Source organism: Pseudomonas sp. CBC3 (genome assembly GCF_037967085.1).
Classification (GTDB): domain Bacteria; phylum Pseudomonadota; class Gammaproteobacteria; order Pseudomonadales; family Pseudomonadaceae; genus Stutzerimonas.
Window position 1 is genome coordinate 21,870 of the sequence record NZ_JBANEO010000002.1, and the last position, 16,787, is coordinate 38,656.

Sequence of the window (16,787 nt, forward strand, 5' to 3'; positions counted from 1 at the left end):
TGGTGTTCTTTGATCCAGATTCGGTAATGACCGTACTGTTGCGCTTAATGCGGTCACGGAGAGTGGTGACGCCTGTCCTTGGTGCGGCCGACATGACAGACCTCTGAGTACCATTGCCTTGCGGAGCCGGCAGCCTCTGCCATGCGCTGGGGCTGGTCTGTCTCAGCATTGAAAGCCATCTGAGGCAAATGCTGCGGGCGAGACGCAGGAGCGCAAGAAGGGCTGTGAAAAGCCCTGGTTCATTCCTCGTCTAATCTGTCCTGGGCGCGCACTTGTTTTATCTCAGTCGTGTCGCACCATCATGCTCGCGCATACGCAGCCAGGCGTATCCCCTATTCGATTGAAAAAGAGGGACTAACGCCGTGGGAGCATCGGGACGAGCGCGCCTCGCTGGCCAGCCTCACTGGTCGTGCTCCGGCAACGAGGGCAAATGCAAATTCCATTTCGTGAGCAAGTGATTCGGGTAGTTTTTGAACAAAAAAAGGCCGCGTTAATGCGCGGCCTTTTTATTGTTTCGTTACCTTCAGGAGTTTCACGAAGCTTGCTGAAGTTACTGCTTCGGCTTAGACGTTGAAGCGGAAGTGCATCACGTCACCATCCTTGATGATGTACTCCTTGCCTTCCAGGCGCCATTTGCCAGCTTCCTTGGCGCCAGCTTCGCCCTTGTATTGGATGAAGTCGTTATAGGCGACTACTTCAGCACGGATGAAGCCCTTTTCGAAATCGGTGTGAATGACACCTGCGCCCTGGGGCGCGGTAGCGCCGACCTTTACGGTCCAGGCGCGAACTTCCTTCACGCCAGCGGTGAAGTATGTCTGCAGGTTAAGCAGTTCGTAGCCGGCGCGGATCACGCGATTCAAGCCCGGCTCTTCGAGGCCGAGGGATTCGAGGAACATGTCCTTTTCCTCGCCATCGTCCAGTTCGGCGATTTCCGCTTCGATCTTGTTGCACACAGGCACCACGACGGCGCCTTCTTCTGCGGCGATGGCGTTGACCACGTCCAGGTGCGGGTTGTTCTCGAAGCCGTCTTCGGCAACGTTGGCGATGTACATCACCGGCTTGCTGGTCAGCAAGTGAAAGCCTTTGGCCAGTTGTATCTCATCGTCACCCAGCTTCTTCAGCAGCGTGCGAGCCGGCTTGCCTTCGGTGAAGTGGGGAATGAGTTTTTCCAACAATGCCTTTTGCGCCACGGCTTCCTTGTCGCCGCCCTTGGCGTTGCGGGTGACGCGCTGCAGCTGCTTCTCGCAGCTATCGAGGTCGGCGAAGATCAGCTCGAGCTCGATGATTTCGATGTCGCGCTTGGGATCGACTGAATTGGAAACGTGGATGACATTGTCATCTTCGAAGCAACGCACCACGTGGGCGATGGCATCGGTCTCGCGGATGTTGGCCAGAAACTTGTTGCCCAGACCTTCGCCCTTGGAAGCGCCTTCGACGAGGCCGGCGATATCGACGAACTCCATGGTCGTCGGCAATATCCGTTCCGGCTTGACGATATCGGCCAGGGCCTGCAAGCGCGGATCGGGCATCGGTACGATGCCGCTGTTCGGCTCGATGGTGCAGAAAGGGAAGTTTTCCGCAGCGATGCCGGATTTGGTCAGTGCGTTGAACAGGGTGGACTTGCCGACGTTGGGCAGGCCGACGATGCCGCAATTGAATCCCATGGTGTCTTTGCCTCGGTGTGGCTGGCAGCTGGAAAGCTACCGGCGTTGCCAAACTGCTTTAACGGCGTCGGGATGCGCTGTGATGCAAGCATCCTGTCCAGCCGTCGCCTTGTCGTGTGTGCTTGCGCCTCAGGCTTTCTGGCTATGCAGCTTCTGCATCGCCCGCGTCCAGTCACCTGCAAGGACCTCGGGCAGCACGTCGAAACTGAAATCGATACTGGCGTCCAGCTTTTCGCGCTCGGCCTGAGGCGCTCGCCCCAATACGTAGCCCGTCACCAGGCTACTGTGCCCGGGATGGCCGATGCCCAGACGCAGGCGGTAGAAATTGTTCTGGTTGCCGAGCTTGGCGATGATGTCGCGAAGCCCGTTGTGCCCGCCATGGCCGCCGTCCTGTTTGAGCTTGGCGACGCCGGGGGGCATGTCGAGTTCATCATGGGCGACCAGGATGGACTCAGGGGGAATTCGGAAAAATCCGGCCAGTGCCGCCACCGCCTGACCGCTGCGGTTCATATAGGTGGTGGGGATCAGCAGGCGGACGTCTTCGTCCTGATGGCGAAACTTGCCGACCAGACCGAAGTATTTGCGATCGACGCTGAGGTTGACGCCCTTGCGGGCGGCCAGACGCTCAACGAAAAGGGCCCCTGCGTTATGCCGGGTCTGGTCGTACTCAGGGCCTGGATTACCCAGGCCAACGATCAGTTTAACGGCGGTCACGGCAGAGGCCCTTCCTCAGGTGATGACGAGTGGATTACTCGGCAGCGCCTTCTTCTTTCGGTGCGTCTTCCTTGCTCACGCGCGGAGCGTGAACGTTGGCAACCGGCAGGTCGCTGCCATGTGCCAGGGAGACCAGCTCAACACCTTTCGGCAGCTTGATGTCAGTCATGTGCAGTACCTGACCGACTTCAACGTTGGCCATGTCGACCTCGATGAACTCCGGCAGATCCTGCGGCATGCAGGAGACTTCAACTTCGTTGAGGTTGTGCAGGATTTCGCCACCCTGCTGCTTCACGCCAACCGAGGTTTCCTGGTTGATGAAGTGCAGAGGAACGATAGCGGTCAGCTTCTGGCCAGCGACAACGCGAACGAAGTCAGCGTGCAGAACGAAGCCCTTGGCCGGATGACGCTGCAGCGCCTTGATCAGAACGGATTCGTTCTGGCCATCGACGTCCAGGGTCAGCACGTGGCTGAAGGAAGCTTCGTTTTCCAGCATCTTGGCCAGGTCTTTGGCCAGCAGGCTGATGGATTGCGGAGCCTTGTCGCCACCGTAGATTACGGCTGGGACGAGGTTGGCGTTACGACGCAGGCGGCGGCTCGCACCTTTCCCCAGGTCGGAACGCACTTGGGCATTCAGAGTGAAGTCAGTCATTGTGTTTCTCCAGGATAACAACGCGCCCGAAACACTCGCGACCAGTGCTATCGGGCGGTTGGGCAAAAAGCCCCGCACGCGGCGGGGCACATTTTCGTTCGGCGCGAAGGGCCAAGCTTTCGGCTTAGCGGAACATCGCGCTGATCGATTCAGCATTGCTGATGCGGCGAACCGCCTCAGCCACCATTGGCGCGATGTCCAATTGGCGAATACGGGTACAGGCTTGTGCCGCTGCGGACAGCGGAATGGTATTGGTCACCACCAGTTCGTCGAGTACCGAGCCGTCGATGTTCTCGATGGCGCGACCGGACAGAATCGGATGCGTGCAATACGCATAGACTTTCGAAGCGCCGTGATTTTTCAAAGCGGTCGCAGCGTGGCACAGGGTGCCGGCGGTATCGACCATGTCGTCGACGAGGATGCAGGTACGGCCTTCGATATCACCGATGATGTGCATCACTTCCGACTGGTTGGCCTTCGGGCGACGCTTGTCGATGATGGCCAGATCCACGCCCAGCGACTTGGCCACGGCGCGAGCACGCACCACACCGCCAATGTCGGGGGAAACGATCATCAGGTTCTCGAAGCGCTGAGCCTGGATATCATCGACCAGGACCGGCGAGCCGTAGATGTTGTCTACCGGCATGTCGAAGAAACCCTGGATCTGATCGGCGTGCAGATCGACGGTGAGGACGCGGTTGACCCCAACCACATCGAGCATGTCGGCCACGACCTTGGCGCTGATCGGTACGCGAGCGGAGCGCGGACGGCGATCCTGGCGGGCGTAACCGAAGTAGGGAATGACTGCCGTGATGCGGGTAGCGGAGGAGCGGCGGAAGGCATCTGCCATCACCACCAATTCCATCAGGTTGTCATTGGTAGGGGCGCAGGTCGGCTGAATCAGAAAGACGTCCTTACCGCGAACGTTCTCGTTGATCTCGACACTGATCTCGCCGTCGGAGAATTTTCCGACGTAGGCGTCACCGAGGGGGATATGCAGCTGACGTACAACACGCCGGGCCAGGTCGGGGTTGGCGTTCCCCGTGAAGACCATCATCTTGGACACGCGCAGTACCTGCCTGAGGGTGGATCCGATGAAACAAAAAGCTGTTCAAAAGGCCAGGCGTTTTGAACAGCTCTCGTGATGTTTGGCAGGGGCGGCTGGATTCGAACCAACGCATGGCAGGATCAAAACCTGCTGCCTTACCGCTTGGCGACGCCCCTGTGGATATAAAACTTGAAGTGTTGCTGCTGCACTAACCCGAAGGTTATGGCAGGGGCGGCTGGATTCGAACCAACGCATGGCAGGATCAAAACCTGCTGCCTTACCGCTTGGCGACGCCCCTGTAACGTACAACCTCTAACCACTTACTTCCTGCGCCAGTTGCGCGAGCCTTCGGTGCAGCATCGAAATGTTGCGGCCTTGAGCTACGAAAGCTGGTAAATCGGCTGGAAGTTGGCGGCAAACTTTATCAGCCTCACCTTTGTTTGGGAAGCTCCCAAACACACAAGCTCCAGTGCCGGTCATTCTTGCTGGAACGAAATTGTTCAACAAGCTCAAAGCGTTACGAACTTCTGGATAACGCTTCTCGACCACCGGCTGACAGTCGTTATGACCGCCCCCTGCAAGAAGGCTGCGAACTGTAATGGCGGGGGTATTGCGTGTCAACTCTGGGTCGGAAAATATTTCCGCTGTACTAACAGAGACTTGCGGGGCGATTACGAGGAACCACGGCTCGCTCAATTCGACCGGTTGCAAGCGCTCGCCCACCCCTTCGGCAAAGGCCGCATAACCCCGCACGAATACCGGCACATCGGCCCCAAGCGACAGGCCGATCTTCGCCAGCTGGTCCTCGCCCAGCTCTGTCTGCCAAAGGTAATCGAGCCCGATAAGCGTGGTTGCCGCATCGGAGCTGCCGCCGCCTATGCCGCCGCCCATGGGCAGGCGCTTGATCAGTTCGATGTCGGCGCCCTGGCTGCATCCGCTGTGGCTCTGCAGCAGGCGCGCGGCACGTACAATCAGGTTGTTTTCGTGATCGACGCCAGGCAGTTCGGTGTGCAGTTGGATCTGGCCATCGGCACGAGGCGTGAAGGTCAGTTCGTCGCCGTAATCGAGAAACTGAAACAGCGTCTGCAGCTCGTGGTAGCCATCGGCGCGACGACCAAGGATGTGCAACATCAGATTGAGTTTGGCCGGGGCCGGCAGGGTCAGCCTGTGCATCATTGGCCGAGCTGGCGCGGCTGCCAGTCCTTGACTACCAATGTGATCTGCAGGTCGCGGCCTGCCAGCTTGATGCGCGACGGCAGAGCGTAGCCGCCTTCTTCGCTGTAGCCGAGATACTGGATGTCCCAGCCTTCCTGCTGCAGGTTGGCGAGGCGGCCGTTGGCGTCCAGCGCGATACGGCTGCGGCTGTCCGGCGCGGGGAGTCCGCGCACCCACCAGAGCAGGTTCGATACGGGCAATTGCCAGCCGAGCTGACTTTCCACCAGCGCTTCCGGGGATTCGGCTTCGAAACGGCCCTGGCCCGCGACTTCCAGCGCGACGGCGTCAGGCCGGCCAGTCAGGCGAGTGGCGCCACGCCCCAGTGGGCCGGAGAGACGAATATCGAAATAATCCTGACGCTGCAGCCAGAACAGCGTGCCGCTGCCCGAGTCCTGCGGCGCGCGAATGCCGATCTTCCCGCTGATCTGCCAGCCATCGATTTCACTGACCCGCGCCTTGTGAGTCGTCCAGTCTTCCTTGTTGCCGGGGCCTTCGATCGATTCCTGCGGGCCGAGACCGGCGCAGCCGGCGAGCAACAGCACGAGAGCGGGGATCAGCAGGTTGCGCATCAGCTTCATGGGTCAGGGATTCTCCGAGCCTGTCAGGCGTTTGATAGTTTCACGCAGTATCTGGCTGTCCGGCTGTTGCTTTAGCGCTTCGGCCCAGACGGCCCGCGCTTCACGTTTTTTGCCAGACACCCAGAGCACCTCGCCGAGGTGGGCGGCGACTTCGTGGTCTGGAAAGCGCTCGAGGGCCTTGCGCAACTGGGTTTCAGCTTCCTCCAGGTTGCCCAGGCGATAGTTGACCCAGCCGAGGCTGTCGAGAATAGCGGCGTCATCGGGGCTGAGCCGGTAGGCCTGCTCGATGAGGGCGAGGGCTTCCTCGTATCGATCGGTGCGATCGGCAAGGGTGTAGCCCAGCGCGTTGATGGCCATGGCGTTGTCGGGTTCGCGCTCGATGATGAAGCGTAAGTCCTGCTCGAGTTGCGCCAGGTCGCCACGCTTTTCGGCGATCATCGCGCGGGTATAGAGCAGGTTGAGGTCTTCTGGAAACTGCTGCAGCGCTTGCTCGGTAAGTCGCCAGGCCGCATCGAGGCGCTGTTGGCCAGAGAGTGCTTCGATCTCGATCAGATACAGCTGGATGGCATAGTCGGGCTGTTCGTCGCGGGCGCTAGCCAGCAACCGCGAGGCTTCTTCGTTGCGATCGAGGGTGAACAGCAGCTCCGCCTGCATCAACTTTGCCGGCAGATACTCATTGCCAGGGCCGACCTTGGAAAAGGCACTTAGCGCCTGCTCGGGCTGGTTCAGCTCGCGATAGGCGCGGCCGAGGTTGAAATGGGCCGCATCGCGGTGACTGCCGCGCGCTATCAGGTCTTCCAGATACACGATCGCTTCGCGCCAGGCTTGTGCTTCGAGGCATACCAAGGCCATCGAAAAACGCAGGTCGTCATCGCTGGGGTGCTGCTGGACCAGCGTGGCGAATTCACCCATGGCCTCGTCGAGGCGATCCTGCTCGACCAGCAGGCGCGCGTAGGTCAGGCGAAGGCGTTTGTCTTCGGGATGCCGGCGCAGACTCTTCTCCAGCAGCGGCAGCGCTTCCTTGCCACGTTCGAGGATCTGTAGCAGGCGAGCCTGGAGCAGTATCGACGGCACTTCATGCTCGCCGGCGGACTGCGCTTCGAGCAATGCGAGCGCTTCTTCCGGACGACCGTCCTGCTGCAGCAGCACCGCCTTGCCAAATTGGAGCTGGGGGTTGTTCGGGTGTTTGGCCAGCAGCTGGTCGAAGCTCTTCAGCAGGCCGGTTCGAGTATCGGGGTCGGTCTCGGCGGCGGATAAGGCAAGGAAGTCGAAGTGGGTGTCGCCCTGACCCTGCAGCACCTTTTCCATGTATTCCATCGATTGCTCATAACGCCCAGCACGCGCCAGCTGCACTGCCGCGGCGCGCTGGGCGTCGAGGTTGTCTGGGGCGTTGCTCGCCCAGATCATCGCCGTGTCCAGCGCGGCCTGCTCGGCGCCGAGGTATTCGGCGATGCGGAATCCGCGCTCGGCGACGCCCGCATCCTGGGTCGCATTGGCCTGCTGGACGTAATTGCCCAGGGCGATGTCGAAGCGATTGCGTTGGCCTGCCAGTTCGGCCACCAGCAGGGCATAAAGCGTGTCGCTGCTGAACGAGCCATATGTGCCGGTATCTGGCTCAACGGCTTGCGGAGAGGCCTCCTCGACCGGCGGGCTGCTTTCGGGCGTGCTCTGCATGATGCTTTGGCAGCCACCGAGAAACAGAAGGGCGCTGAGGGCGAGGAGTTTTTTCATAGGGGATTACAAGGCTGGTCTGGGGTCGCGGCATCATGACACAAGCCGTCAGGCAAGCGCACGGGCTGGCATGCGAGGCGAGTGGGAAGGCTCGATAGGTACAGACAATGAAGGGCAATGGTTGTTCTGAGACAGGCGAAGTAGGAGAATCGCGCGCTCCGTTTTCGATCAGCGACCCTGCATGGCTTTCATCGCGCTTGGCATTAATCACAAGACCGCATCGGTGGACGTGCGCGAGCGTGTTGCATTCACGCCTGAACAAACGGTCGAGGCGCTTCAGCAGCTGTGCCGTGTCACGCCGACGCGAGAGGCCGCGATTCTTTCGACCTGTAACCGCAGCGAACTTTACCTAGAGCAGGACCAGGTCGAGGCCGAGGCGGTGCTGGCCTGGTTGGCCAATTATCATCGGCTGAATCTCGAAGATGTCCGGGCCTGTGCCTACGTTCATACCGACGATCAGGCGGTGCGCCACATGATGCGCGTCGCGTCCGGGTTGGACTCGATGGTGCTCGGCGAGCCCCAGATTCTCGGGCAGATGAAGTCGGCCTATGCCGTCGCGCGCGAAGCCGGCAGCGTCGGTCCGCTGCTGGGGCGTCTGTTCCAGGCGACGTTCAGCACCGCCAAGACCGTGCGGACCGATACCGCCATCGGCGAGAGTCCTGTCTCGGTGGCCTTTGCCGCGGTCAGTCTGGCCAAGCAGATCTTCGCCGACCTTCACCGCAGCCAGGCTCTGCTGATCGGTGCTGGTGAGACCATTACGCTGGTTGCTCGTCACCTGCACGAGCAGGGCGTCAAGCGCATCGTGGTTGCCAACCGTACCCTCGAGCGCGCCAGCGTGCTGGCGGAGCAGTTCGGCGCCCATGCGATCCTGCTCGCCGACATCCCGCAGGAACTCTATAACAGCGACATCGTCATCAGCTCCACTGCCAGCCAATTGCCGATTCTGGGCAAGGGCGCCGTGGAGCAGGCGCTGAAGAAGCGCAAGCACAAGCCGATGTTCATGGTCGATATCGCCGTGCCCCGCGACATAGAGGCGCAGGTCGGCGAGCTGGACGATGTCTACCTCTATACCGTCGATGATCTGCATGAGGTGGTGGCGGAGAATCTCAAGAGTCGACAAGGTGCCGCCCAGGCCGCCGAAGAGCTGGTCGCCGCTGGAACCGATGAGTTCATGGGGCGGCTACGGGAGCTGGCTGCGGTAGACGTGCTCAAGTCCTATCGACAGCACGCGGAGCGCATTCGAGATGAAGAGTTAGTTAAGGCACAGCGGCTGCTGGCCAATGGCGGTACGCCCGAGGATGCGCTGGCCCAGCTGGCGCGAGGGCTGACCAACAAACTGCTGCACGCACCCAGCGTTCAGCTGAAAAAACTTTCTGCCGAAGGGCGAGTGGAGGCACTGAACATCGTTCAGGAACTCTTCGCCTTGCCGGACAGCACGGACAAACCATGAAAGCGTCGCTGCTCAATAAACTCGACATTCTGCAGGACCGCTTCGAAGAGCTGACGGCGTTGCTTGGCGACGCCGAGGTGATCAGCGACCAGACGCGGTTTCGTGCCTATTCGCGCGAGTACGCCGAGGTAGAACCGGTCATCGCCACCTACCGTGAATTCCTCAAGCTGCAGTCGGACCTCGAAGGCGCCCAGGCGCTGCTCAAGGATAACGACCCGGATGTGCGCGAGATGGCCGAAGAGGAAGTGGCCGACGCGCGCGCGAAGCTGGAGGAAATTGAAGCCCGCCTGCAGCGCATGCTCCTGCCGAAGGACCCGAAGGACGGGCGCAACGTCTTTCTCGAAATACGCGCCGGTACGGGCGGTGACGAGGCGGCGATCTTCTCGGGCGATCTGTTTCGCATGTATTCCCGCTACGCCGAACGGCAAGGGTGGCGCGTCGAGATCCTCTCAGAAAGTCCGGGTGAACACGGCGGCTATAAGGAGGTCATCTCGCGCGTCGAGGGCGACAATGTCTACGCCAAGCTGAAGTTCGAGTCTGGCGCCCACCGCGTCCAGCGCGTCCCGGAAACCGAATCCCAGGGCCGTATCCATACCTCAGCCTGTACTGTGGCTGTGCTGCCGGAGCCTGACGAGCAGATTGCCATCGAGATCAACCCGGCCGATCTGCGCGTCGATACCTATCGAGCATCCGGCGCCGGCGGGCAGCACATCAACAAGACCGATTCGGCCGTGCGCATCACCCATATGCCCAGCGGTATCGTCGTCGAGTGCCAGGAAGAGCGCTCGCAGCACAAGAACCGCGCCCGCGCCATGTCCTGGCTGGCGGCCAAGTTGCAGGACGTGCAGGATAGCGCCGCCCACAAAGAAATCTCCGATACCCGCAAGCTGCTAGTTGGCTCCGGTGACCGCTCCGAGCGCATCCGCACCTACAACTTCCCGCAGGGACGCGTGACCGATCACCGCATCAACCTGACCCTGTATTCGCTTGGCGAAGTCATCGGCGGCGCGGTGGAGCAAGTTATCGAACCGCTATTGCAGGAATATCAGGCGGATCAGCTGGCAGCGTTGGGAGATTAACGACGGCGGCAAGCCTCAAGCCATAAGTTGAGTATGTGGCGTGTTGTCGTTTGAGGCTTTCGCTTGAGGCTTAACCTTATGGCCACCATTGAATCCCTGCTGAACGACAGCAACTTGCCCGACTCACCAAGCGCCAGGCTCGACGCGGAGCTGTTGCTCGCCCATGTGCTGGGCAAGTCGCGCAGCTATTTGCACACCTGGCCGGAAAGGGAGCTCGATACCGAGCAGTGTCGCGCCTTTAGCGAATGCCTGGCGCGCCGCCGCCGTGGCGAGCCGGTGGCCTATATCCTCGGTCGGCAAGGGTTTTGGAGTCTGGATCTCGAAGTCGCGCCGCATACGCTGATTCCGCGCCCGGACACCGAACTGCTGGTGGAAGCCGCGCTGCAACTGATTCCGACAACAGCGGCGCAGGCTCTCGACCTCGGCACCGGCACGGGTGCGATTGCCTTGGCATTGGCCAGCGAGCGTCCGGCCTGGCAGGTGACGGGTGTAGACCGCGTCGCTGAGGCGGTTGTCCTGGCGGCCCGTAACGCCCAACAGCTGCGCCTGGATAACGTGCGCTTCCATGAAAGCCATTGGTTTTCCAGGGTGGAGGGGCAGCGCTATCGGCTAATTGTCAGCAATCCGCCTTATATCCCTGCCGGCGATCCGCATCTGGAGCAGGGCGACGTGCGTTTCGAGCCGGGCAGCGCGCTGATTGCCGGTGTGGATGGTCTGGATGACATTCGCCAGATCATCGAGCAGGCACCGGCGTATCTGCAGGAAGACGGCTGGTTACTGCTGGAACATGGCTACGATCAGGCAGCGGCGGTGCGGGAGCTGCTTGTGGTGAGCGGATTCAACGACGTCGAAAGCCGCAGGGATTTTGGCGGGCACGAGCGCATCAGTCTGGGCCGTCGACCATGATTTCATCATCCAGGAGAGCAACATGCTGAGCGATGAGGAGCTGCTGCGTTACAGCAGGCAGATATTGCTGAAACAGGTCGACATCGAGGGTCAGCTGAAACTCAAACAGAGCCGGGTGCTGATCGTTGGGCTGGGCGGGCTGGGGGCGCCCGTGGCGCTTTATCTGGCCGCCGCCGGTGTGGGAGAGCTGCATCTGGCGGATTTCGATAGCGTCGATCTGACCAATCTGCAGCGGCAGATCATTCATGATTCGTCTTCGGTCGGGGTGCAGAAGGTGGACTCGGCGATTGCGCGTTTGTCGGGGCTCAATCCCTTGGTGAAGCTGGTGCCGCACCGCGCCGCGATGGATGTCGATACCCTTGACGCGGCTGTGGCTGAGGTAGATCTGGTGCTCGATTGCACCGACAACTTCGCCGTGAGGGAAGCCGTGAATGCCGCTTGCGTCAGCGCGAACAAACCCTTGGTGAGCGGTGCTGCGATCCGGCTCGAGGGGCAACTGTCGGTGTTCGATCCACGAGTGCCGACAAGCCCGTGTTACCACTGCCTTTATGGTCATGGCAGCGAAGCCGAACTGACCTGTAGCGAGGCCGGCGTAGTGGGGCCCTTGGTGGGAATGGTGGGTAGTCTGCAGGCGCTTGAAGCGCTGAAGTTGCTCGCCGGCTTCGGTGAGCCTTTGGTAGGCCGGCTGCTGTTGATAGACGCGCTGTCTGGTCGCTTTCGCGAACTGAGGGTCAAGCGCGACCCGGCCTGTGCGGTTTGCGGCGACCGCCATGGCTGATAACGCGCCGATTGGCGTCTTCGATTCCGGCGTGGGCGGGCTGTCGGTGCTGCGGGAGATTCGCGCGCGCTTACCGCAGGAGTCGTTGTTGTACCTGGCCGACAGCGGTTATGTGCCCTACGGCGAAAAAAGTCCGGAATTCATTCGTCAGCGGTGCCGATCAATCGCTGACTTCTTGCTGGGGCAGGGCGCCAAGGCTTTGGTGCTGGCTTGCAATACCGCAACTGCCGCGGGTGTAGCCGAGCTTCGCGAGCTGTATCCGAATGTCCCGTTGGTGGGGATGGAGCCGGCGGTAAAGCCCGCCGCACAGGCGACTCGCAGCGGTGTCGTGGGGGTGCTGGCGACCACCGGCACGCTGAAAAGCGCGAAGTTTGCCGCATTGCTCGACCGCTTTGCCAGCGATGTACGGGTCATCACCCAGCCCTGTCCCGGTCTGGTCGAGTGCATCGAGGCCGGTGAGCTCAATGGCGACACGACGCGTTCGTTGCTGCAGGGGTTCGTCCAGCCTTTGATCGAGCAGGGCTGCGACACACTGATACTGGGGTGCACTCACTATCCGTTCATCAAGCCGCTGCTAACCGAGCTGCTGCCGTCTAACGTAACTCTGGTGGACACCGGGGCCGCGGTGGCGCGGCATCTCGAAGCGGTACTGGCCGCGCGCAACCTGCTAGGACATGGCGAGCCGGCGACACGATTCTGGAGCAGCGGCGATCCCCGCCAATTGGCCGGCGTACTCCCGGTACTTTGGGGCGAAAACGGCACGGTGGCCGACTACTCTAATTAGGAACTCCCCGCTGCGCCTGCTTTCTGTATTCGAGTTAATGCTCGAAAAAAAACAAGCGACGCCAACTTTTCGATAAGGAAATTCCGATGAAAAAACTGATCTCCCTCGCTGCGATTGCCGCCGTTTCGCTGGGTCAGGTGGCTGCTGTTCATGCGCTGGACCTGACAGCTGCCGTCGGCCAGACCGGTGAGTCGACAATGACTTATCGCCTTGGTGCGCAATTCGACTTCAACCGCAGCTGGTTCCAGACGAGCGTGGGGCGGCTCACCGGATATTGGGATGCTGGGTACACCTATTGGGAAGGTGACGAAACCTCGAGTAACCATAGCGTGTCGCTGGCACCGGTGTTCGTCTACGAGTTCGCCGGAGATGCGGTGAAGCCTTATCTGGAACTGGGTATCGGTGTTGCGGCATTCGAGAACACCAAAGTAGAAGATAAGGATCTGGGGTCATCGTTCCAGTTCGAAGATCGCTTCGGCGCGGGGCTGCGATTCGCAGGCGGGCACGAAGTTGGTATCCGGGCAATTCACTATTCCAACGCCGGGATCAAGAATCCGAACGATGGCATCGAAAGTTACGCAGTGCATTATCGGGCGTCGTTCTAAGCGCCGGAGGCCACGTGCCCGTAGCATGGTGCGGGCCGCGCAGGTGAAACCCATCGGCTATTTATGCTCGATGGGTCTTACTTAACGTTGCGCTCACCCGTTCACTCCCGCCCGCTCAGTCCTGATAAGCCCGTTCAGAGCCCTTTCGCTCCTCCAGGCAATCCTCCGAGCCGAGTTCGAACTCTCTGCAGATCAGCGGGCGCTTCTCATAGATGGTGCAGCGCATGCTGTCGCGGTCGAGCGCCGCGCACCAGCCATCATCGAGACGGCGCATGACCTGGCCACCCCAGGCGTCCTCATCGATAAAGCGCTCCGGTACGCCGGTATCGGTGATGAGAAGAACCTCAAGTCGACAGCAACAGGCGGCGCAAGTGGAGCAGCTCACAGCAGCTCCGCTCAGTTGTCGATGGGGGATGTTGGGCAGGCTCATCGGGGCAGTCTACCCCTCCTGCCCAGCGATAGCTGCAACGGTGATGACAGACCGCTCGACGCGCAACGGCGAAGGCCAGCTCAAGAGAGGCGGCTGGCCAGAATCGCGTCAGCTATTTTCTTCGAGCTGCTTGTTCTTCCAACCTTCTCCGCCCGGCAGCAGCAGGTTGAGGAGCAGTGCGATGATCGCGCAAAGAGAGATGCCTGACAGCGTGAATTCGCCATAGCCGATCGCCATGCCGCCAATGCCGAACACCAGTGTCACCGAAACGATGATCAGATTACGCGCTTCCGCCAGATCCACCTGATGGCGGATCAGCGTGCTCAGGCCGACTACGGCAATCGAACCGAACAGCAGGCAAAGGATGCCGCCCATCACCGGCACTGGAATGCTCAGCAAGCCCGCTCCGAACTTGCCGATGAAGGCCAGAACGATGGCGAAGATGGCTGCCCAGGTCATGATTTTCGGGTTGTAGTTCTTGGTCAGCATCACCGCGCCGGTGACTTCCGCGTAGGTGGTATTGGGCGGGCCGCCGAACAGGCCAGCGGCCGAGGTGGCCAGGCCGTCACCTAGCAATGTGCGGTGTAGCCCCGGCTTTTTGATGAAGTTGTTGCCAGTGACCCCGCCGATGGCCACCACGCCACCGATGTGTTCGATCGCAGGGGCCAACGCCACCGGGACCATGAACAGAATCGCGCCCCAATGAAATTCCGGAGCGACGAAGTTCGGAACCGCCAGCCAGGGCGCCGCGGCGATGCCGGTGGTATCCACGACGCCGAAAGCGAACGATAGGCCATAGCCCACTGCGACGCCTGCAAGTATCGGCACCAGCCGGAACAACCCTTTGCCGAGTACGGCCACCAGCAGCGTCGTCAACAGCGCCGGCATCGAGATCAGCATGGCGGTCTCGTACGGCACCAGTTGGGCGCTGCCGTCGCCGGCCTTGCCCATTGCCATGTTCACCGCGACAGGCGAGAGCGCGAGGCCGATGGAGATGATGACCGGAGCGATTACAACGGGTGGCAGCAGCCGGTCGATAAAGCCTGGGCCTTTAAGGCGAACCGCAAAACCGAGAACTATATAGACGATGCCCGCCGCGACTACGCCGCCGAGTACCGCAGGCAGGCCGAAGTCACCTTTGGCCGCGATGATCGGCGCGATGAAGGCGAAGCTCGATGCCAGAAACACGGGCACCTGACGCTTAGTGACCAGCTGAAACAGAAGGGTACCGATACCGGCAGTGAACAGCGCAACGTTGGGATCCATGCCGGTGATCAACGGCATCAGCACCAGTGCGCCGAACGCCACGAACAGCATCTGCGCGCCGGCGAGAACTTGGCGGCCGAGCGCTTCTTCCATGGGTTGCGACATCTTAGATGTCCTTCTGCTTGGTGCCGAAGATCTTGTCCCCCGCATCGCCCAGGCCGGGCACGATATAACCATGCTCGTCCAGGCGCTCATCAATGGAGGCGGTATAGATGATGACGTCCGGGTGAGCCTTTTCCACGGCATCGATGCCCTCCGGCGCAGCGACCAGCACCAGCGCACGGATCTCCTTGCAGCCAGCTTTTTTCAACATGTCGATTGCCGCGACCATGGAACCGCCTGTTGCCAGCATCGGGTCGATGATCATCGCCAAGCGCTGATCAAGATCGTCTACCAAGCGCTCCAGATAGGTGTGTGCCTGCAGAGTTTCCTCATTACGGGCGATGCCTACCGCGCTTACCTTGGCGCCGGGAATCAAAGTGAGCACGCCGTCGAGCATCCCGATGCCGGCTCGAAGGATCGGTACCACAGTGATTTTCTTGCCGGAAATCTTTTCCACCTGGACCGGGCCGCACCAGCCCTCGATGCTGTAATTCTCCAGCGGCAGGTCGCGAGTCGCCTCGTACGTCAGGATCGACCCGACCTCCTGCGCCAGTTCGCGAAAGTTCTTGGTGCTGATATCGGCGCGACGCATCAACCCAAGTTTGTGGCGAATTAGCGGGTGGCGGATCTCTCGAATGGTCATGGTGGCTCCGGCGGTCGAATAAACCGGCGTAGATTAATGCATCGGGGTGTTAGCGGCTATTGATGTATCAATCAGGGCTTGCCTTGGTCGCAATGGCATCGGTATCGTCGCGCCCCTTATTTTGTGCGCAGCCGACTGAGCTGCTTCCTTCTCTTCTCTGTCTTGGAGCATCGCCCATGTCCGTCGATCTCGCACATATCCGCCAGATCATGGCCGAAGCCGATTGTCTTTATTCCGAAACCGAAGTTGAGGCGGCAATCGATGCGGTGGCCGCAAAAATCAATGGCGAGCTGGCCGACCGTAACCCGGTGGTGTTCTGCGTCATGAACGGAGGGCTAATCTTCTCCGGCAAGCTGGTTCCGAAGCTCAACTTTCCGCTGGAGCTCTCCTACCTGCACGCCACGCGGTATCGCAACGAGACGAGCGGTGGCGACTTGTTCTGGAAAGCCAAGCCGGAGATTTCCTTCATTGACCGCGATGTGTTGATCATCGACGACATTCTGGATGAAGGGCATACCCTCGGCGCGATCATCGATTTCTGTCGTCATGCGGGTGCCACTGCGGTGCATACCGCGGTGCTGGTCGACAAGGAGCACCAGCGCAAGGCCCGTCCAGACCTGAAAGCGGATTACGTCGGGCTCAGCTGTGCTGATCGCTACGTGTTCGGTTACGGCATGGACTACAAGGGCTATTGGCGCAACGCTCCTGGTATCTATGCCGTTAAAGGAATGTAAGTCGGCTTGCCTTGATATCCCGTCAGGGCCGAATGCTCGGCTCTGATTTCTGACTAAGCGGCTATCTCGCCACATTTCCTGTTCCGGTTGGGCTATCCCTTCGCGCCGAGCGACTAGCGTTTGCTCGGCTTCTCCCTGTAGACCGGCGCGAATGCCCTATCAGCGGCTTTCGACCTTTCAGTTGTTTCGTTTCGCCCCAGGGCGCTGTGCTTGGGTAACGCTCCGACTCGCCGATAGCGTTTTGCCTTCCTTACAGCCTGTGAGTTGCGATGCCGATTACGGGCGCTTCGGTTCAAGTCGCCTGGGGTTGATTGAGCATAGTTCTGCAGATTTTCCGCAAACGGCGTCGCAGCTGCTCTATTTCGGGGCTTGCACCAATTTGCCTTGCGGCTAAGCTCTTCGATAGCT

Annotated in this window: 17 protein-coding genes and 2 tRNA genes; 7 read left to right on the forward strand and 12 right to left on the reverse strand. The window is 60.4% G+C overall.

Annotated elements, in window-relative coordinates; genetic code table 11:
- Nucleotides 1-563: 563 nt before the first annotated feature.
- The 9 genes from ychF to V6943_RS07290 form a co-directional block, all read right to left on the reverse strand.
- A complete protein-coding gene (gene ychF, locus V6943_RS07250; RefSeq protein WP_181105354.1) occupies nt 564-1,664 on the reverse strand; it encodes a redox-regulated ATPase YchF in 1,101 nt (366 codons plus the stop codon).
- Nucleotides 1,665-1,793: 129 nt separating this feature from the next.
- Nucleotides 1,794-2,378, reverse strand: coding sequence for an aminoacyl-tRNA hydrolase (gene pth, locus V6943_RS07255; protein ID WP_340553063.1), 585 nt, complete (start codon nt 2,376-2,378; stop codon nt 1,794-1,796).
- Between the two features lie 34 nt (nt 2,379-2,412).
- Complete coding sequence (locus tag V6943_RS07260; protein ID WP_340553064.1) at nt 2,413-3,030, reverse strand: 50S ribosomal protein L25/general stress protein Ctc; 618 nt, start codon at nt 3,028-3,030, stop codon at nt 2,413-2,415.
- Between the two features lie 124 nt (nt 3,031-3,154).
- Nucleotides 3,155-4,096 carry a ribose-phosphate pyrophosphokinase gene (locus V6943_RS07265; protein ID WP_131650986.1) on the reverse strand — a complete coding sequence of 314 codons (942 nt, stop codon included), beginning with the start codon at nt 4,094-4,096 and terminating at the stop codon, nt 3,155-3,157.
- An 83-nt stretch (nt 4,097-4,179) separates the two neighbouring features.
- Nucleotides 4,180-4,254 (reverse strand) — tRNA-Gln (locus V6943_RS07270).
- 47 nt (nt 4,255-4,301) lie between these two features.
- Nucleotides 4,302-4,376: transfer RNA gene (locus V6943_RS07275), tRNA-Gln, on the reverse strand.
- 14 nt (nt 4,377-4,390) lie between these two features.
- Entirely contained in the window at nt 4,391-5,251 is an 861-nt protein-coding gene (gene ispE / locus V6943_RS07280) for a 4-(cytidine 5'-diphospho)-2-C-methyl-D-erythritol kinase (RefSeq protein ID WP_340553672.1), read from the reverse strand.
- Nucleotides 5,251-5,871: a lipoprotein insertase outer membrane protein LolB gene (lolB, locus tag V6943_RS07285; protein WP_340553065.1), complete on the reverse strand. Its 621-nt coding sequence runs from the start codon at nt 5,869-5,871 to the stop codon at nt 5,251-5,253. Before lolB ends, ispE begins: the two co-directional genes overlap by 1 nt.
- Nucleotides 5,872-5,874: 3 nt before the next feature.
- Nucleotides 5,875-7,602 (reverse strand): tetratricopeptide repeat protein, encoded by a 1,728-nt coding sequence (locus tag V6943_RS07290; protein ID WP_340553066.1) that lies wholly within the window; start codon nt 7,600-7,602, stop codon nt 5,875-5,877.
- 181 nt (nt 7,603-7,783) lie between these two features.
- Here V6943_RS07290 and hemA point away from each other — a divergent pair, with 181 nt between their 5' ends.
- From hemA to V6943_RS07320, 6 genes are all read left to right on the forward strand, one after another.
- Complete coding sequence (gene hemA, locus V6943_RS07295) at nt 7,784-9,052, forward strand: glutamyl-tRNA reductase (protein ID WP_197446048.1); 1,269 nt, start codon at nt 7,784-7,786, stop codon at nt 9,050-9,052.
- Nucleotides 9,049-10,131, forward strand: a complete 1,083-nt coding sequence (prfA, locus tag V6943_RS07300) for a peptide chain release factor 1 (protein ID WP_256050266.1) — start codon at nt 9,049-9,051, stop codon at nt 10,129-10,131. Before hemA ends, prfA begins: the two co-directional genes overlap by 4 nt.
- Before the next feature lie 78 nt (nt 10,132-10,209).
- A complete protein-coding gene (prmC, locus tag V6943_RS07305) occupies nt 10,210-11,037 on the forward strand; it encodes a peptide chain release factor N(5)-glutamine methyltransferase (RefSeq protein ID WP_340553067.1) in 828 nt (275 codons plus the stop codon).
- Between the two features lie 22 nt (nt 11,038-11,059).
- Nucleotides 11,060-11,815: a molybdopterin-synthase adenylyltransferase MoeB gene (locus V6943_RS07310; RefSeq protein WP_340553068.1), complete on the forward strand. Its 756-nt coding sequence runs from the start codon at nt 11,060-11,062 to the stop codon at nt 11,813-11,815.
- Nucleotides 11,808-12,599: a glutamate racemase gene (murI, locus tag V6943_RS07315; RefSeq protein ID WP_340553069.1), complete on the forward strand. Its 792-nt coding sequence runs from the start codon at nt 11,808-11,810 to the stop codon at nt 12,597-12,599. The genes V6943_RS07310 and murI overlap by 8 nt, the downstream gene beginning before the upstream one ends.
- 86 nt (nt 12,600-12,685) lie before the next feature.
- Nucleotides 12,686-13,204 (forward strand): acyloxyacyl hydrolase, encoded by a 519-nt coding sequence (locus V6943_RS07320; RefSeq protein WP_131650994.1) that lies wholly within the window; start codon nt 12,686-12,688, stop codon nt 13,202-13,204.
- Nucleotides 13,205-13,319: 115 nt separating this feature from the next.
- Here the strand turns inward: V6943_RS07320 and V6943_RS07325 are convergent, their stop codons facing one another.
- The 3 genes from V6943_RS07325 to upp all read right to left on the reverse strand — a co-directional run bounded on the left by V6943_RS07325 (nt 13,320) and on the right by upp (nt 15,645).
- On the reverse strand, nt 13,320-13,634 hold the full coding sequence (locus V6943_RS07325; protein WP_131650995.1) for a YkgJ family cysteine cluster protein: 315 nt from the start codon (nt 13,632-13,634) through the stop codon (nt 13,320-13,322).
- 108 nt (nt 13,635-13,742) lie between these two features.
- Nucleotides 13,743-15,005, reverse strand: coding sequence for a uracil-xanthine permease family protein (locus V6943_RS07330; RefSeq protein ID WP_131650996.1), 1,263 nt, complete (start codon nt 15,003-15,005; stop codon nt 13,743-13,745).
- Nucleotide 15,006: 1 nt separating this feature from the next.
- Nucleotides 15,007-15,645 carry a uracil phosphoribosyltransferase gene (upp, locus tag V6943_RS07335; RefSeq protein WP_131650997.1) on the reverse strand — a complete coding sequence of 213 codons (639 nt, stop codon included), beginning with the start codon at nt 15,643-15,645 and terminating at the stop codon, nt 15,007-15,009.
- A gap of 176 nt (nt 15,646-15,821) precedes the next feature.
- On the opposite strand from upp, the gene V6943_RS07340 reads away from it, so the two are divergent.
- Entirely contained in the window at nt 15,822-16,379 is a 558-nt protein-coding gene (locus V6943_RS07340) for a hypoxanthine-guanine phosphoribosyltransferase (protein ID WP_131650998.1), read from the forward strand.
- Nucleotides 16,380-16,787 lie beyond the last annotated feature (408 nt).

Bases quoted from the DNA above. Each gene is read 5' to 3' on its own strand.
- V6943_RS07330 (WP_131650996.1), bottom strand. From the start codon at position 15,005: ATGTCGCAACCCATGGAAGAAGCGCTCGGCCGCCAAGTTCTCGCCGGC.
- ychF (WP_181105354.1), bottom strand. From the start codon at position 1,664: ATGGGATTCAATTGCGGCATCGTCGGCCTGCCCAACGTCGGCAAGTCC.
- hemA (WP_197446048.1), top strand. From the start codon at position 7,784: ATGGCTTTCATCGCGCTTGGCATTAATCACAAGACCGCATCGGTGGAC.
- lolB (WP_340553065.1), bottom strand. From the start codon at position 5,871: ATGAAGCTGATGCGCAACCTGCTGATCCCCGCTCTCGTGCTGTTGCTC.
- V6943_RS07310 (WP_340553068.1), top strand. From the start codon at position 11,060: ATGCTGAGCGATGAGGAGCTGCTGCGTTACAGCAGGCAGATATTGCTG.
- murI (WP_340553069.1), top strand. From the start codon at position 11,808: ATGGCTGATAACGCGCCGATTGGCGTCTTCGATTCCGGCGTGGGCGGG.
- prmC (WP_340553067.1), top strand. From the start codon at position 10,210: ATGGCCACCATTGAATCCCTGCTGAACGACAGCAACTTGCCCGACTCA.
- V6943_RS07260 (WP_340553064.1), bottom strand. From the start codon at position 3,030: ATGACTGACTTCACTCTGAATGCCCAAGTGCGTTCCGACCTGGGGAAA.
- prfA (WP_256050266.1), top strand. From the start codon at position 9,049: ATGAAAGCGTCGCTGCTCAATAAACTCGACATTCTGCAGGACCGCTTC.
- upp (WP_131650997.1), bottom strand. From the start codon at position 15,645: ATGACCATTCGAGAGATCCGCCACCCGCTAATTCGCCACAAACTTGGG.
- V6943_RS07290 (WP_340553066.1), bottom strand. From the start codon at position 7,602: ATGAAAAAACTCCTCGCCCTCAGCGCCCTTCTGTTTCTCGGTGGCTGC.
- V6943_RS07320 (WP_131650994.1), top strand. From the start codon at position 12,686: ATGAAAAAACTGATCTCCCTCGCTGCGATTGCCGCCGTTTCGCTGGGT.
- V6943_RS07340 (WP_131650998.1), top strand. From the start codon at position 15,822: ATGTCCGTCGATCTCGCACATATCCGCCAGATCATGGCCGAAGCCGAT.
- V6943_RS07325 (WP_131650995.1), bottom strand. From the start codon at position 13,634: ATGAGCCTGCCCAACATCCCCCATCGACAACTGAGCGGAGCTGCTGTG.
- ispE (WP_340553672.1), bottom strand. From the start codon at position 5,251: ATGCACAGGCTGACCCTGCCGGCCCCGGCCAAACTCAATCTGATGTTG.